15 protein-coding genes are annotated in these 16,534 nt (G+C 61.7%); 7 read left to right on the top strand and 8 right to left on the bottom strand.

From position 1 onward, the window contains the following. The first annotated feature begins 104 nt into the window (after positions 1-104). Positions 105-278, top strand: coding sequence for a PA1571 family protein (locus AB4O05_RS12180; RefSeq protein ID WP_460137324.1), 174 nt, complete (start codon positions 105-107; stop codon positions 276-278). Positions 279-331: 53 nt separating this feature from the next. On the opposite strand, the gene pdxB is transcribed toward AB4O05_RS12180, so the two are convergent. After that, positions 332-1,474, bottom strand: coding sequence for a 4-phosphoerythronate dehydrogenase PdxB (gene pdxB, locus AB4O05_RS12175; RefSeq protein WP_460137326.1), 1,143 nt, complete (start codon positions 1,472-1,474; stop codon positions 332-334). Between the two features lie 140 nt (positions 1,475-1,614). Here pdxB and AB4O05_RS12170 point away from each other — a divergent pair, with 140 nt between their 5' ends. Then, positions 1,615-3,003 carry an MATE family efflux transporter gene (locus tag AB4O05_RS12170; protein ID WP_460137328.1) on the top strand — a complete coding sequence of 463 codons (1,389 nt, stop codon included), beginning with the start codon at positions 1,615-1,617 and terminating at the stop codon, positions 3,001-3,003. Between the two features lie 38 nt (positions 3,004-3,041). Here AB4O05_RS12170 and tusA read toward each other — a convergent pair whose 3' ends face one another. Next, entirely contained in the window at positions 3,042-3,293 is a 252-nt protein-coding gene (tusA, locus tag AB4O05_RS12165) for a sulfurtransferase TusA (protein WP_065928166.1), read from the bottom strand. 27 nt (positions 3,294-3,320) lie between these two features. Next, positions 3,321-4,397, bottom strand: a complete 1,077-nt coding sequence (rlmM, locus tag AB4O05_RS12160) for a 23S rRNA (cytidine(2498)-2'-O)-methyltransferase RlmM (RefSeq protein ID WP_460137330.1) — start codon at positions 4,395-4,397, stop codon at positions 3,321-3,323. A gap of 190 nt (positions 4,398-4,587) precedes the next feature. On the opposite strand from rlmM, the gene acnA reads away from it, so the two are divergent. After that, a complete protein-coding gene (gene acnA, locus AB4O05_RS12155; protein WP_460137332.1) occupies positions 4,588-7,329 on the top strand; it encodes an aconitate hydratase AcnA in 2,742 nt (913 codons plus the stop codon). A gap of 74 nt (positions 7,330-7,403) precedes the next feature. On the opposite strand, the gene AB4O05_RS12150 is transcribed toward acnA, so the two are convergent. Continuing rightward, positions 7,404-8,342, bottom strand: a complete 939-nt coding sequence (locus AB4O05_RS12150) for an aspartyl/asparaginyl beta-hydroxylase domain-containing protein (protein WP_460137334.1) — start codon at positions 8,340-8,342, stop codon at positions 7,404-7,406. A 145-nt stretch (positions 8,343-8,487) separates the two neighbouring features. Further along, entirely contained in the window at positions 8,488-9,462 is a 975-nt protein-coding gene (gene cysK / locus AB4O05_RS12145) for a cysteine synthase A (protein ID WP_460137336.1), read from the bottom strand. 124 nt (positions 9,463-9,586) lie between these two features. Here cysK and AB4O05_RS12140 point away from each other — a divergent pair, with 124 nt between their 5' ends. From AB4O05_RS12140 to AB4O05_RS12130, 3 genes are all read left to right on the top strand, one after another. Then, positions 9,587-10,663: a DUF748 domain-containing protein gene (locus tag AB4O05_RS12140; RefSeq protein WP_460137338.1), complete on the top strand. Its 1,077-nt coding sequence runs from the start codon at positions 9,587-9,589 to the stop codon at positions 10,661-10,663. Between the two features lie 209 nt (positions 10,664-10,872). Then, positions 10,873-11,718: an AAA family ATPase gene (locus AB4O05_RS12135; RefSeq protein WP_460137340.1), complete on the top strand. Its 846-nt coding sequence runs from the start codon at positions 10,873-10,875 to the stop codon at positions 11,716-11,718. After that, entirely contained in the window at positions 11,718-12,896 is a 1,179-nt protein-coding gene (locus AB4O05_RS12130; RefSeq protein ID WP_460137342.1) for a vWA domain-containing protein, read from the top strand. Before AB4O05_RS12135 ends, AB4O05_RS12130 begins: the two co-directional genes overlap by 1 nt. Before the next feature lie 158 nt (positions 12,897-13,054). Here AB4O05_RS12130 and AB4O05_RS12125 read toward each other — a convergent pair whose 3' ends face one another. Genes AB4O05_RS12125 through AB4O05_RS12115 form a run of 3 tightly spaced genes read right to left on the bottom strand, consistent with a single transcriptional unit; the run spans position 13,055 to position 15,407 of the window. Next, positions 13,055-13,969, bottom strand: coding sequence for a 5-oxoprolinase subunit C family protein (locus AB4O05_RS12125; protein ID WP_460137344.1), 915 nt, complete (start codon positions 13,967-13,969; stop codon positions 13,055-13,057). After that, positions 13,966-14,670, bottom strand: a complete 705-nt coding sequence (gene pxpB, locus AB4O05_RS12120) for a 5-oxoprolinase subunit PxpB (RefSeq protein WP_460137346.1) — start codon at positions 14,668-14,670, stop codon at positions 13,966-13,968. Before pxpB ends, AB4O05_RS12125 begins: the two co-directional genes overlap by 4 nt. Beyond that, a complete protein-coding gene (locus AB4O05_RS12115) occupies positions 14,667-15,407 on the bottom strand; it encodes a 5-oxoprolinase subunit PxpA (RefSeq protein ID WP_460137347.1) in 741 nt (246 codons plus the stop codon). The genes pxpB and AB4O05_RS12115 overlap by 4 nt, the downstream gene beginning before the upstream one ends. Positions 15,408-15,586: 179 nt before the next feature. On the opposite strand from AB4O05_RS12115, the gene AB4O05_RS12110 reads away from it, so the two are divergent. Next, complete coding sequence (locus AB4O05_RS12110) at positions 15,587-16,501, top strand: LysR family transcriptional regulator (protein WP_460137349.1); 915 nt, start codon at positions 15,587-15,589, stop codon at positions 16,499-16,501. The last annotated feature ends 33 nt before the right edge of the window (positions 16,502-16,534 follow it).

Here is a 16,534-nt window from a genome sequence, read left to right as displayed (position 1 = left end):
TCTGATGGAGTGGGTGTTCGAACCGGTGACCCAGCAGGGAGTTGTAACAGCGTGGTCACGCGGGGGGTCTAAAGTAGGTACACAACCTGATGAGGAGACAGGCCATGACCTTGCAAAACAGCAGCGATGCCAAGATTGAAGTAATCCGCCAACCGCAGCACTTGCCTTGCTCCGTCATCGACGCCCAAGGCCGCGAAGTGCAGATTACCGAAGAGATGATCCAGCAAGCGTGCCGCGAACTGGAAGAAAAGCTGGTCAAGCCTGCCCGGCAAGGCTGAAGCACCCGGGATCTTTCAGAACCGGCCTTTGAGGGCCGGTTTTTTTATGCCGGTTAAACCAATTCGGCGCCCAACGCACAGACGATAGTCGACAACACCGCCGACTCCCCATTGATACGCACCTTCAAGCCATCAATCTCGCGGCGCTCTGGATAATGCTTGCGCAGCAGGTCGAACGCCTTGCGTTGCTCCTCGACAGTTCCCACAAGACTGCGGCGAAAATCCGCATCGTCACGGCGTGGGTCATACACGCTGCGGCACAAGGTTGCCAGCGCCCAGGCGGGGTCGGTCGAGGCATTCAAGTGCACCTCGGCCAGCCACGGTGGTGGCAAGAGGTCACTCAGTTGAATACTCGGCGCCTGGCCCAGGTGCGCGCAGAACGCCTGGTAAATCTGCGCCGTGCCGCGCTGTTTGCCGTCCAGGCTGTAACCGGCGATATGCGGAGTGGCCAGTACGCACAGGTCGGCCAGGTCAGCGTCCACCTCCGGCTCGCCTTCCCACACATCCAGCACCGCTTGCAGGTCTTCGCGCTCCAGCAGGGTGTCGCGCAGGGCGGCATTGTCCACCACCGGGCCGCGGCTGGCGTTGATCAGCCAGGTGCCAGGCTTGAGGCGGTTGAGCCGCTCGCGATCCAACAGGTGCCAGGTGGAGCCGTTGCCGGACTTGGTCAGCGGCGTATGCAGGCTGATCACATCGCACTGCTCGATGATTTGCGCCAGGCTGACGTAATCACCGTCTTCGGCGATCTGCCGTGGCGGGTCGCACACCAGCACGTTCCAGCCCAGGCCCCTGAGTACGCCGACCAGCCGCCCGCCCACTTCACCCGCGCCGACCACGCCATAGGTGCGCTGGTTGAGATCGGCACCTTCGATCTCGGCCAGGGTCTGCAGGCTGCCCAGCACATAGTCCACCACGCCGCGCGCGTTGCAGCCGGGGGCGCTGGACCACTGGATACCGGCCTGCTTGAAGTACTCGAGATCGAGGTGGTCGGTGCCGATGGTGCAGGTGCCGACAAAACGCACCTTCGTGCCCTCCAGCAGGGCACGGTTGACGTTGGTCACCGAGCGCACCAGCAACACGTCGGCCTGCTCGACCGTGGCGCGGTCGATGGAACGGCCGGACACTCGGCGAATCTCGCCAAATCCTTGGAAGAACTCATCGAGCAGCGGGATATTTTCGTCGGCAACAATCAGCATGGCAGGCTCCTTTGGCGGACCCGCAGTGTACAGGCATCGCAGCCGTCGCTTACAAATCGCTAACACAGGTTTTTTCCTGACCATTGTGTCAAGGCGTAGAATCCGACGTTTTTGCGCGCCCCTGAACTGGACACCTTCACGTGAATACCGCCACCGCTGCCCTCACCCGCCCCGCCCGCATCAGCCGGGAAGTGCGCGGCCTGCTGACGCTCGCCCTGCCGATCATGATCGGCCAGTTGGCGACCACGGCCATGAGTTTCGTCGACGCGGTGATGGCCGGTCGGGTCAGCCCCCAGGATTTGGCGGCAGTGGGCCTGGGCAACTCGATCTGGATCCCGGTGTACCTGCTGATGACCGGCACCCTGCTGGCCACCACGCCGAAAGTCGCCCAGCGCTATGGCGCGGGCCAATTCAGTGAGATCGGGCCGTTGGTGCGTCAGTCATTGTGGCTGGCCATAGTGGTCGGTATCATCGGCGCGCTGTTGCTGCTGTGCGCCGAACCGATCCTGCACGCAATGAAGGTCGAACCCGACCTGATCGAGCCGTCCATGGGCTATCTGCATGGCATCGCCGCCGGTATGCCGGCCATCGCGCTTTACTATGTGCTGCGGTGTTTCAGCGATGGGCTGGGCCGCACACGGCCGAGCATGGTCATGGGCCTGGTCGGCCTGGCACTGAATATTCCGCTGAACTACATCTTCATCTACGGCCACTTCGGCGTGCCGGCGATGGGCGGCGTAGGCTGCGGCTGGGCCACGGCCATTGCGATGTGGGTGATGATGCTCGGCCTGGCCGGCTGGACGCGCTGGGGGCCGGCTTATCAAAGCAGCGAACTGTTCAAGCGCTTCGATTGGCCGCAGTGGGCGGTGATCAAGCGTGTATTGGGGATTGGCTTGCCGATTGGCGTGGCGATCTTTGCCGAATCGAGCATTTTTGCGGTGATCGCCCTGCTGCTCGGCAGCCTGGGCGCCACCGTGGTGTCCGGGCATCAGATCGCACTGAACGTCAGCTCGCTGGTGTTCATGATCCCCTACTCCCTGAGCATGGCCGTCACCGTGCGGGTCGGCCAGGCCCTTGGGCGCGGCGAACCTCGGGAAGCGCGCTTCGCTGCCGGGGTCGGCATGGGCACCGCACTGGCGTATGCGTGCTTTTCCTGCAGTTTGATGCTGGTGTTTCGTGAGCAGATTGCCGCGATCTATACCCCCGACCCGGTGGTGATCCACCTGGCATCCATGCTGATTGTGTTCTCGGCGCTGTTCCAGTTCTCCGACTCGATCCAGGTGACCGCCGCTGGCGCACTGCGCGGCTACCAAGACACCCGGGTGACCATGGTGCTGACCCTGTTTGCCTATTGGGGCGTGGGGTTGCCGGTGGGTTACGCCCTGGGGCTGACCGACTGGCTCGGCGAACCGAGCGGCCCAAGCGGTTTGTGGCAAGGGCTGATCGTTGGCTTGAGCTGTGCGGCGGGGATGTTGCTGGTGCGCCTGGCGCGCAGTGCACGCCGGCGCATTCGCGCCAACAAGGCATAAGCACAACGCGTACCCCCTCGCTCCTGCAGGGACCGGTGTTAGTCGAGTTTTTTGCGGATCCAGTACAGATAGGTACCGGCCTGCTCCTGTTGATCCACCAGTTCATGGTCAAGGAACACGCAGAACTTGGGGATATCGCGGCGCGTTGACGGGTCGGTCGCGATGACCTTGAGCAAGCCGCCAGGCGGCAGGTCGCGTATGTGTTGGTGCAACATCATCACCGGCTCAGGGCAATTGAGGCCCGTTGCGTCGAGGGTGCCATCCACGGCGGTGTCGAAAATATCGCTCATTGTCTACTCCTGAAACCGGCGCTCAGTTCAGCGGGCCTTGGTTTTCTTCACATCCACCAGCCGACGCAGGTGGCACGTCACTTCCTCGCGGTCGTGGTACAGCTGCTTGCAGCCGATCTCCACCCGAATACCACGCGCCTTGAAGCCGTCTTCGATGCGCTCCAGCAAGCGCTTCACTTCGGCATACCGCTGCTTCATCGGCAACTTCAGGTTCACCACCGCCTCACGGCAATACCCTTCGCCGATCCAGGTTTCCAGCAGCGCGGCGTTGCGCGCCGGTTTCTCGACGATGTCGCACACCATCCAGTCCACCGGTTGCTTGGGCACAAAGGTGAAGCCATCGGCCATCAAGTGTTGCACCAGGCCGGTGTCCATCAGGCTTTCGGCCATGGGGCCGTTGTCGATGGCGGTCACCAGCATGCCCCGGTTGACCAGTTGCCAGGTCCAGCCGCCGGGCGCTGCGCCCAGGTCGACGCCGGTCATGTCGCTGTGCAGGCGCTCGTCCCACTGGTCGCGGGGGATAAAGTGGTGCCAGGCCTCTTCCAGCTTCAGCGTCGAACGACTCGGCGCTTCACGCGGGAATTTCAGGCGTGGAATGCCCATCGGCCACATCGCCGAGTTGTTCGACTCGGCCAGGCCCATGAACACTTCGCGGCCGCTCTTGAAGGTCAGCAACAGGCGCGGCTTGCTCGGGTCGTCGACCAACTTGCCGGCGTTGAGCAAGGCCTTGCGCAGGTGCACTTCGAACTTTTTGCAGAAGTTCGACAGCTCCTTGCCGTCGTTGGTGTCGACCATCTCCAGCCACAGGCTGCCACACACCGGGAATTCGCGCAGATGGGCGAGGATCACGCTGATGCGATCGGTGTCCGGCAGGTCGATAAACACCCCGCGCGCCCACTGCCTTGGGAAGATCAGTTCGGCAAAGCGCTGGCCGTGCATCAGGCGCTGGGCGCCGTCTTCTTCAGTGCAGACAAATTCGGCGCAGGCGCTGCCGGTCTTGGCCTTGGCGTAGCCGGACACGTTCAGCCGTGCGGCGTGCTCCGCGATCTCGGAGCAGACTTCGCCTTCAAAACCTGGGCGGCAGTGCATAAAAAGGGTGTTCATTGAATCTCCTGGCAACTGGCTTGCGCTATCGCACGACCTGTCATGAAAACGCGCGCATGATAGCCGAGTTCGGAACCTTGGACTTAACGATAGGGTCCAGTTATTAGCCTGCTAATGAAAACAGAGCTAGTTTTAAAGCTCTGTTTGTCCCGTCAGGTCCGTAGCCGTGCGGACCATAAGGAGTCGCGTCATGTCATCGCTTGATAGCCTGAGAACCCTTAAAACCCTGGAAATAGACACTAAAACCTACCACTACTTCAGCCTGCCCGAAGCCGCCAGGAGCCTGGGCGACCTGGACAAGCTGCCGATGTCGCTCAAGGTGCTGCTGGAAAACCTGCTGCGCTGGGAAGACAACAAGACCGTCACCGGCGCCGACCTCAAGGCCATTGCCGCCTGGCTCAAAGAACGCCAGTCCGACCGCGAGATTCAATATCGCCCCGCCCGCGTGCTGATGCAGGACTTTACCGGCGTGCCCGCCGTGGTCGACCTGGCCGCCATGCGCGCCGCCGTGGCCAAGGCCGGTGGCGACCCGCAGCGCATCAACCCGCTGTCGCCGGTGGACCTGGTGATCGACCACTCGGTGATGGTCGACAAGTTCGGCAACGCCGACGCCTTCGGGCAAAACGTCGACATCGAGATGCAGCGCAACGGCGAACGCTATGCCTTCCTGCGCTGGGGCCAGAGCGCTTTCGATAATTTCAGCGTGGTGCCGCCGGGCACCGGCATCTGCCATCAGGTCAACCTCGAATACCTGGGCCGCACCGTGTGGACCAAAGATGAAGACGGCCGCACCTACGCCTTCCCCGACACCCTGGTCGGCACCGACTCCCACACCACCATGATCAACGGCCTTGGCGTACTGGGCTGGGGCGTGGGCGGTATCGAAGCCGAAGCGGCAATGCTGGGCCAACCGGTGTCGATGCTGATTCCGGAAGTGATCGGCTTCAAGCTCACCGGCAAACTGAAGGAAGGCATCACCGCCACCGACCTGGTGCTGACCGTCACCCAGATGCTGCGCAAGAAAGGCGTGGTGGGCAAGTTCGTCGAATTCTACGGCGACGGCCTGGCAGACCTGCCCCTCGCCGACCGTGCCACCATCGCCAACATGGCTCCGGAATACGGCGCCACCTGCGGCTTCTTCCCGGTGGATGAGGTGACGTTGGACTATCTGCGCCTGTCCGGCCGCCCCGCCGAAACCGTGAAACTGGTGGAGGCCTACACCAAGGCCCAAGGTCTGTGGCGCCACGCCGGCCAGGAGCCGGTGTTCACGGACAGTCTGGCGTTGGACATGGGCAGCGTCGAAGCCAGCCTGGCCGGGCCGAAACGCCCGCAGGACCGCGTGTCCCTGCCGAACGTGGGCCAAGCCTTCAGCGACTTCCTCGACCTGCAATTCAAACCCACCAACAAGGAAGAGGGCCGCCTGGAAAGCGAAGGCGGGGGCGGTGTGGCCGTGGGCAACGCCGACCTGGTGGGTGAGGCCGATTATGAATACGAAGGCAGCACCTATCGCCTGAAAAACGGCGCGGTGGTCATCGCGGCGATTACGTCGTGCACCAACACCTCCAACCCCAGCGTGATGATGGCGGCGGGGCTGGTGGCGAAGAAGGCGGTAGAAAAGGGCCTGACCCGCAAACCATGGGTGAAAAGTTCGCTGGCCCCCGGCTCGAAGGTGGTCACCGACTACTACAAGGCCGCCGGCCTCACCCAGTACCTGGACCAACTCGGCTTCGACCTGGTGGGTTATGGCTGCACCACCTGCATCGGCAACTCCGGCCCGTTGCCCGAGCCGATTGAAAAAGCCATCCAGAAAGCCGACCTCACCGTGGCTTCGGTGCTGTCCGGCAACCGCAACTTCGAAGGCCGCGTACACCCCCTGGTGAAAACCAACTGGCTGGCTTCACCGCCGTTGGTGGTCGCGTATGCCTTGGCCGGTACCGTGCGTATTGATATCAGCAGCGAGCCGCTGGGTAACGATCAACACGGTAACCCGGTGTACTTGAAGGACATCTGGCCCAGCAGCCAGGAGATTGCCGACGCGGTGGCGCAAGTCAGCACCGGCATGTTCCACAAGGAATACGCCGAGGTGTTTGCCGGCGACGAACAGTGGCAGGCGATTGAAGTGCCGCAGGCCGCGACCTATGTGTGGCAGCAGGACTCCACCTACATCCAGCACCCGCCGTTCTTCGACGACATTGCCGGTCCGCTGCCGGTGATCAAAGACATCAAGGCAGCCAACGTGCTGGCGTTGCTGGGAGACTCGGTGACCACCGACCACATCTCCCCCGCCGGCAACATCAAGACCGACAGCCCCGCCGGCCGCTACCTGCGCGAGCAGGGCGTGGAGCCGCGCGACTTCAACTCCTACGGCTCACGCCGGGGTAACCATGAAGTGATGATGCGCGGCACCTTTGCCAATATCCGTATCCGCAATGAAATGCTCGGCGGCGAGGAAGGCGGCAACACGCTGTACATCCCCACTGGCGAGAAAATGCCGATCTACGACGCCTCGATGAAATACCAGGCGTCGGGCACGCCGCTGGTGGTGATCGCGGGGCAGGAATATGGCACCGGCTCCAGCCGCGACTGGGCGGCCAAGGGCACCAACCTGCTGGGGGTCAAGGCGGTGATCGCCGAGAGTTTCGAGCGGATTCACCGCTCCAACCTGGTGGGTATGGGTGTGTTGCCGTTGCAGTTCAAGCTGGATCAGAACCGCAAGTCGCTCAAGCTGACCGGCAAGGAGAAAATCGACATCCTGGGGCTGACCGATGTGGAGATCGTGCCGCGGATGAACCTGACGCTGGTGATTACTCGAGAGGATGGCAGCAGCGAGAAGGTCGAGGTGCTGTGCCGGATCGATACCTTGAATGAAGTGGAATACTTCAAGTCGGGGGGGATTTTGCACTATGTGCTGCGGCAGTTGATTGCGTCCTGAAGGACAGCAGCAAGTGACAAGCTTCAAGCTGCAAGTGAGTTATCAGCTTGAAGCTTGCCTCTAGAAGCTGCTTTTTATCCGAACAACCACTTCCACAGCAGTACCAGGACAACCACCGCCAACACCGGCCGCGCAATGCGGTAGGCCTTGGGATGCTTGCGCTTCCACTGCTTGACCATACCGCTGAATTTGTCGCTGAAGGTCTTGCTCCAGGCATACGCCTGGTTGATCCCGCCCACGCGCTCGTCGTCCAGGTTCTGCGGCGCGGTGGCGCGGCCCAGTTGCATGCTGACCCAACGGTTGATACGGGTCATCAGGCGGTTGCTCAGGGGGCGCTCGATGTCGCAGAACAGGATCACGCGGGTCTGCTCGGTTTCGTTCTTCACCCAGTGCACGTAGGTTTCGTCGAACATCACGTCTTCACCATCGCGCCAGGCGTAGACCTGACCGTCGACGAAGATGCGGCAGGCATCGGAGTTCGGCGTGGACAACCCCAGGTGATAACGCAGGGAGCCGGCAAACGGGTCGCGGTGCGGGTTGAGGTGGCTGCCGCCCGGCAACAGCGCGAACATCGCCCCCTTGACGTTGGGAATGCTGCTCACCAGGGCCACAGTCTTGGGGCACAAGGCCTCGGCCGAAGGCAGGGGTTTGTCGTACCACTTGAGGTAGAAACGCTTCCAGCCTTTCTTGAAGAACGAGCCAAACCCGGCATCGTTGTTCTTTTCGGCGGCGCGGATGTACCCCTCGTCGAACAGGTGCATGGCCTCTTCGCGGATCACCTCCCAGTTGTCCTTGAGCACATCCAGTTCCGGGAACTTGCTGCGGTCCAGGTAGGGTTTGGACGGCACCGCCGAGAACAGGTACATCAAAGCGTTATAGGGAGCGAACAGCGCCGAATGGTTGACGAACTGGCGCAACATCGGCAAACGGGCCTTGCCGCGCAGATGTACGTACAGCGTGCTGCCGATAAACAACAGCAGCACCGACAACTTGGCGGTCAACGAAAAGGTCATGCAGCAACTCCTGGAAATAAGCGCCTGGCCAACAACTTCCCGTCACGGGGAAACCAGACATGGCAGCCAGCCATGATAAACAGTTGGGCCATTATGCAGAAGGCCCAGGGCAACGGGGCTGACACACATCAACCCCAAATGCCTATCAGGCCTGGTTTTCCTGCTCGGTAAACAAATCGCTGAACAACATGCTCGACAGGTAGCGCTCCCCCGAGTCCGGCAGGATGACCACGATCGTCTTGCCCTGCATTTCCGGCTTCTCGGCCAAGCGCACGGCCACGGCCATCGCGGCGCCACAGGAGATGCCACAGAGGATCCCCTCTTCCTGCATCAGGCGCAGGGCCATGGCCTTGGACTCATCGTCGGTCACCAGTTCCACGCGATCGACCATCGAGAGGTCGAGGTTCTTCGGCACAAAACCGGCGCCGATGCCCTGGATCTTGTGCGGGCTGGGCTTGATCTCTTCACCGGCCAGCGCCTGGGTGATCACCGGCGACACCATCGGCTCGACGGCCACCGACAGGATCGGTTTGCCCTGGGTGTTCTTGATATAACGCGATACGCCGGTGAGGGTACCGCCGGTGCCCACGCCCGCCACCAGCACGTCGACGGCGCCATCGGTGTCGTTCCAGATTTCCGGGCCGGTGGTTTTTTCGTGGATCGCCGGGTTGGCCGGGTTTTCGAACTGGGCCGGCATAAAGTAGGTGGCCGGGTCGCTGGCGACGATTTCGCCGGCCTTGTCGATGGCGCCCTTCATGCCCTTGGCCGGCTCGGTCAGCACCAGCTCGGCGCCAAGGGCCTTGAGCACCTTGCGGCGTTCGAGGCTCATGGACGCCGGCATGGTCAGCTGCAGCTTGTAGCCACGCGCAGCCGCGACAAACGCCAGGCCGATGCCGGTGTTGCCTGAAGTCGGCTCGACAATGGTCATGCCCGGCTTGAGTTTGCCGGTGCTTTCGGCGTCCCAGATCATGTTTGCGCCAATGCGGCACTTCACCGAGTAACCTGGGTTACGCCCTTCGATCTTGGCCAGGATGGTCACACCACGGGGTGCGATGCGATTGATCTGTACCAGGGGCGTGTTACCGATGGAGTGCGCGTTATCTGCAAAAATGCGGCTCATGACGGGTCCTATTGGGCAATTTCAGGAAGGCTTCAAGGGTATGCCTCGTGTTCCAAGGCGTCCAGTCGGAGGAACGTTGCGGCGTTCACGACAGTCAATCTCCTACAAGCAAGGAGAATGCCCCATGAAACGTCGCTACAGTTGGCCACTCTGGACCATCGCCGGGCTGGTGGTACTGCTGGCTGCCCTGAGCATCGCGCTGCCTTATCTGGTGCGTAACTACCTGAATGACAAGCTCGCCGACATGGGCGACTACCGTGGCCAGATCACCGATGTCGACCTGGCGCTGTGGCGTGGCGCGTACAGAATCAACGGCCTGCAGATCGTCAAGGTCGACGGCAAAGTGCCGGTACCGTTCGTCAAGGCACCGCTGATCGACCTGGCGGTGAGCTGGCACGCGTTATGGTATGACCACGCGGTGGTGGCCAAGGTGCTGTTTATCCACCCGGAAGTGAACTTCGTCGACGGCGGCGCCAACCAGCAGGCCTCCCAGACCGGTAAAGGCACCGACTGGCGCGAACAATTGGGCAAACTGTTGCCAATCACGCTGGATGAAGTGCGCATCGAAGACGGCAAGGTCGCGTTCCATAATTTCAACTCAAAACCGCCGGTGAACATCAACGCTACCGAGGTCAACGCCAGCTTCTACAACCTGACCAACGTGGTCGACGTCAAAGGCAAGCGCGATGCTCGCTTCGACGGCAAAGCCATGCTGCAGGGCCAGGCGCCACTGGAAGCCAGCGCCACCTTCGACCCGCTGAGCAATTTCGAAAACTTCGAATTCCGCTTTCGCGCCAAGGATTTGCAGCTCAAGCGCATGAATGACTTTGCCTCGGCCTATGGCAAGTTCGACTTCAAGGCGGGCACCGGGGATGTGGTCATCGAAGCCCAGGCCGAAAACGGCCAGTTGAGCGGTTACATCAAGCCGCTGATGCGTGATGTAGAGGTGTTTGACTGGCAGCAGGACGTAGAAGACAAAGACAAGAACATCTTCCGCTCGATCTGGGAGGCCGTGGTCGGCGCCAGCGAGACCGTGCTGAAAAACCAGCGCAAGAACCAATTCGCTACCCGTGTCGAGCTCAGTGGCAGCGTGCATCAGCAAGATGTCAGCGCGTTCTCTGCGTTTTTAGCGATCTTGCGCAACGGATTCATCCAGGCATTCAACGCCCGCTACGAACAGCCCAAGCCCAGCGCCGACTGAGCCCCTGTAGGCGCGAGCTTGCTCGCGAAAAATCCGACGACGCGGCGTTAAACCATGCTGAACGCGTCATCGTTGACGTTCTTCGCGAGCAAGCTCGCTCCTACAAGGCAGGGTGACTGGCCATTCAGAGACTGAATGGCCCGCCTGCGTTCACAGTCGCCGGGGCCGCGCGGTATAGTCGAGGCATTGTTGAATTCGAGGAAACACCGATGAAGTTCGAAGGCACCCAGGCCTATGTGGCTACCGATGACCTGAAACTGGCCGTCAACGCCGCCATCACCCTGGAGCGTCCGTTGCTGGTCAAGGGCGAACCGGGCACCGGCAAGACCATGCTCGCCGAACAATTGGCCGAGTCCTTCGGCGCCAAGCTGATCACCTGGCACATCAAGTCCTCCACCAAGGCGCATCAGGGCCTGTACGAGTACGATGCGGTCAGCCGTCTGCGCGACTCACAATTGGGCGTGGACAAAGTTCACGATGTGCGCAACTACCTGAAGAAAGGCAAGCTCTGGGAAGCGTTCGAGTCCGAAGAGCGGGTGATCCTGCTGATCGATGAAATCGACAAGGCCGACATCGAGTTCCCCAACGACCTGTTGCAGGAACTCGACAAGATGGAGTTCTACGTCTACGAAATCGACGAGACCATCAAGGCCAGGAAGCGCCCGATCATCATCATCACCTCCAACAACGAAAAAGAACTGCCGGACGCGTTCCTGCGCCGTTGCTTCTTCCATTACATCGCTTTCCCCGACCGCACCACCCTGCAAAAGATCGTCGATGTGCACTACCCCGACATCAAGAAAGACCTGGTCAGCGAAGCGCTGGACGTGTTCTTTGACGTGCGCAAGGTACCGGGCCTGAAGAAAAAACCGTCCACCTCCGAACTGGTCGACTGGCTCAAGCTGCTGATGGCCGACAACATCGGCGAAGCGGTGCTGCGTGAGCGCGACCCGACCAAGGCCATCCCGCCGCTGGCCGGCGCGTTGGTGAAAAACGAGCAAGACGTGCAACTGCTCGAACGTCTGGCATTCATGAGCCGTCGCGGTAATCGATAATGTTGCTCAACCTGTTCAACGAGATGCGTGCAGCCAAGGTGCCGGTGTCGGTGCGCGAGCTGCTCGACCTGATCAACGCGCTCAAGCAGCGCGTGACCTTCGCCGACATGGACGAGTTTTACTACTTGGCCCGGACGATCCTGGTCAAGGACGAGCGGCATTTCGACAAGTTCGACCGCGCCTTCGGCGCCTATTTCAACGGCCTGGAAAAGCTCGATGACCACTTGCAGGCGCTGATCCCCGAAGACTGGCTGCGCAAGGAGTTCGAACGTTCGCTCAGCGATGAGGAGCGCGCGCAGATCCAGTCCCTTGGTGGCCTGGACAAGCTGATCGAAGCCTTCAAGAAGCGCCTGGAAGAACAGAAGGAACGCCACGCCGGCGGCAACAAGTGGATCGGCACCGGCGGCACCAGCCCGTTCGGCTCCGGCGGCTACAACCCGGAAGGCATTCGCGTGGGCGATGCCGGCAAGCGCCAGGGCAAGGCGGTGAAAGTCTGGGACCAGCGCGAGTACAAGAACCTCGATGATCAGGTGGAACTGGGTACACGCAACATCAAGGTTGCCCTGCGCCGCCTGCGCAAGTTCGCGCGCCAGGGCGCGGCCGAAGAGCTGGACATCGATGGCACCATCGACCACACCGCCCGCGACGCCGGCCTGCTGAACATCCAGATGCGCCCGGAACGGCGCAACACCATCAAGCTGTTGCTGCTGTTCGATATCGGCGGCTCGATGGATGCCCACGTGAAGATCTGCGAAGAGCTGTTCTCGGCCTGCAAGACCGAGTTCAAGCACCTGGAGTACTTCTACTTCCACAACTTCGTGTACGAGTCGGTGTGGAAGAACAACCAGCGCCGCACCTCGGAACGCACGTCCACCCAGGACCTGCTGCACAAATACGGCGCCGATTACAAAGTGATCTTTATCGGCGATGCGTCGATGGCGCCGTATGAGATCACCCAGGCCGGCGGCAGCGTCGAGCATTGGAACGAGGAACCGGGGTATGTGTGGATGCAGCGCTTCATGGCCAAGTACAAGAAGCTGATCTGGATAAACCCGTATCCCAAGGACACCTGGGGCTATACCGCCTCGACCGGGATCGTGCGGGAGTTGGTCGAGGACCAGATGTACCCGCTGACGTTGCGCGGGCTTGAAGAGGGCATGCGCTTTCTCTCCAAGTAACCCGACGCCGCTTCCCCCTGTAGGAGCGAGGGGGACGCCTAGTTCTTGCTCGCGAAAGACGTCAACGATAACGCGTACATCCAGAATCTACGCGGCGCCCTCAAGTTTTTCGCGAGCGAGCTCGCTCCTACAGAAGCGTCAACGAGTCATGCAATGGTTCAGGGCTGCTTGAACTGCTGCAAAAACGCCACATGCTGGCGATGCGCCGTTTCCTGCACCATCGGCGCCAGCCGCACCTTCTGCCCTGGCAGACATTGCGCCAGCCGCGCCAACGCCAAGGGCGTGAGCGCACCCAGACGCGGGTAGCCGCCAATGGTCTGCCGGTCATTGAGCAACACGATCGGTTGGCCATCCGGCGGCACCTGGATCGCCCCCAAAGGGATCCCTTCGGAAATCAGCGAGGGCCCCTGGTACTCAAGCGGCGTGCCCAGCAGGCGCATGCCCATGCGGTCGGCGCGGCTGTCGAGGGTCCATTCGGTGTTGAAGGCATCGAACAGGCTCTGGCCGCTGAACTGGCCGATCTGGGCACCGATAACCACATCCAACGGCGCGTTGGCAGGCAGCGTGGGTACGTTCAACACCTTCATCGCCCCGCCGGTGCCGGAATAAGCCAATCGCCCGCCTTCGCCGAGGGCTTTACCAAAACCGTCCGGCCCGCCCAACTCTTCGCGCACCACCGTGGCGCAACTGCCCAGCACATCCGGCGCATCAAACCCACCCGGCGCCGCCAGGTAGGCCCGCGCGCCATTGAACGGCTGGGTAAAGCGCAAACGTTGCCCCTTTTGCAGGATAAAACCGCGCCCCGGGCTGATTGCGCGCTCATCGATATACGCGCCCAGGTCCGCCCCGGCCAACGCCAGCAGGCAATAATCCTCGGCCTGCACGGTAAAACCGCCGAGGGTGATTTCCACCACCGGGGCATCCAGCGCATTGCCCAGCAGCCAGTTGGCCCAGGACATCGATACCCAATCCAGCGCGCCGCCCTGGGTCACGCCCAGGTGGCGCACGCCAAAACGGCCGGCGTCCTGCACCAGGCACAGCGGCGTGCTGGCCTCAATGATCAAGCGGCTCATGCCTGCGCCTCCAACGGCGTGTCATCGCCACCCAGCTTGATAAATTCGGCGTGATCGACGCACTCAAAGCGCACCGTGTCGCCCGGTTGCATGAGGCTGTAGCCATCGCGCTCACGATCGAACAGTTTGGCCGGGGTACGGCCGATCAGGTTCCAGCCGCCAGGGGAAACCACCGGGTAGGCGGCGGTTTGCCGCTCGGCGATACCGACGCTACCGGCCGCCACGCGTTTGCGCGGAGTGTTGAGCCGTGGCGTGGCAAGCACTTCATCCACCAGCCCCATAAAGGCAAAACCGGGGGCGAACCCCAGGGCAAACACCTGGTATTCGTGGGTGCTGTGGCGGCGGATCACGTCATCCACCGCCAGGCCGCTGCGCCGGGCGAGCAAGGTCAGCTCGGGGCCGACGCTCAGGTCATACCACACCGGCAGCACGTGGCACTGGCCGCTGCCCTGTACCTGGGGTTGCAGGTCGGTAAGCGCCTGGTCGATCAACTCTCGCGCCTGAGCCGGGCTCAACGCGGTGAGGTCGTAATGCACCATCAAGGTGGTGTAGGACGGCACCAGGTCCACCAGCGCCGTGCCGAAACCGCTGCGCAGGCGCTGGGAAGCAGCGAGCATCCACGGCATGTTGGCTTCGGCGATCACTTCAAACAGACGCACCATCAGGCAGTCGATGGCCACCACTTCGATCCGTGGCTTCATGCTGGCTTCAACGCCGCGCGGATGCGCTGCACAGCGGCTACCGAACTGGCGTTATCGCCATGCACGCACAGGGTATTGGCCCGCAACACCAGGGGGCTGCCGTCGCTGGCGGTCAGCGGCTCGCCACGGGCGAGGGATACGGCTTGGCGCACGATGGTGTCGGAATCGTGATGCACCGCGCCCGGCAACTGCCGGGAAACCAGATGGCCATTGGTGTCATAGGCGCGGTCGGCGAAGGCTTCGAACCACAGGATCACCCCGTATTCGTCGCCCAAGGCCTGGGCCGCGCTGTTGTCGCGGGTGGCCAGCAGCATCAGCGGCAGGTCGCCATAGGCGGCGACGGCCTCGATCACCGCACGCAGCTGTGCCGGGTTGGCCATCATGTCGTTGTACATCGCGCCGTGGGGTTTGACGTAGCTGACCCGCCCGCCCTGGGCCCGGCAAATACCCTCGAGGGCGCCGATCTGATAGTGCAACAGGTCCTGGATTTCCTGCGGCGTGTAGGCCATGGAACGGCGGCCGAAGCCTTGCAGGTCCTGATAAGCAGGGTGCGCGCCCACCTGCACGCCGTGCTTGAGCGCCAGGCTGACGGTTTTGCGCATGATGCCAGGGTCGCCGGCATGGAAACCGCAGGCCACATTGGCGCAATCGATGAACGGCATGATCTCCGCGTCCAGACCCATGGTCCAGTTGCCAAAGCTTTCGCCGATGTCGCAGTTGAGTAGAAGGCGGCTCACGCTGATCGCTCCTGTAGGCATTGTTTTTTTGTAGTGTGGGATCTTTTACCAATATCTCGCAACGCTGTTGTCCTTACACCCCAACGACGCTTATCGTGGAATGGCTCGATTTTTGGCGCTTGCCCGCTGCGGCGTCCAACTAATAAAAACCGATCCAGGCATAAGAAAAAGTTGATCCCATGAATTTGAAGTTCCTCGAAACCTTCGTCTGGGTAGCCAGGCTCAAGAGCTTTCGCCTGACCGCCGAGAAACTGTTCACCACCCAGGCCTCGATCTCCAGCCGCATTGCCGTGCTGGAAAGCGAACTGGGCGTGAAGCTGTTTCTGCGTGACTCACGCGGCGTGAGCCTGACCCCGGAAGGCTTGAAGGTGCTCGATTATGCCGAGCAGATGATGCTGACCCTGCAGGGTCTGAAGCAGTCCCTGGAGACCACCAGCAGCCAGGTCGGGCGCATTCGCATCGGTGCGATGGACACAGTGATCCATACCTGGCTCAGCCCATTGGTGGCCGAGCTGATGGACCACTTCCCACGGGTGGAAATCGAATTGGTCGCCGATACGGCACTGAACCTCAGCGATCAGCTGCAAAAAGGCTTTCTCGACCTGATCCTGCAAACCGACCTGCTGCGCCTGGAAACCGTACGCAGCCTGGAGCTGGCCAGCCACCCCATGGCCTGGATCGTCGCCAGCCAGTCCATCTACCATCGCGATTATGCGTCCCTGGCCGAACTGGCCCAGGAACGCATCATCACCTACTCGAAAAATTCCCACCCGCACCAGGATGTGCTGAGCCTGATGCAGGCCAACGGTGTGGCCGCGCCACGCATGAACTGCGTGAATTCGGTGTCGGCGATCACGCGGTTGCTGCGCGACGGCTTCGGCATTGGCGCCCTGCCGCCGGTGCTGGTCAGCGAAGAGCTGGCACGCGGAGAGCTGGTGATGTTGCCAATGGCGCAGAAACTGCCGAACTTGCAGGTGGTGGTGTCGTGGCGCGTGGGGGTGGAGTTGGTGGAGGAGATAGTGGGGTTGTGCCAGAGGGTCGTTGCACGTTATGCCGAGGCAGTCGGCGAAGAGCGGATGGTACTGAGCCACTGAATACACCGCTCCCACCTTTTGGATCTGTGGTGG

It is taken from the genome of Pseudomonas sp. S1_G07 (genome assembly GCF_054668565.1).
This window is presented reverse-complemented; position numbering and strand designations above follow the sequence as displayed.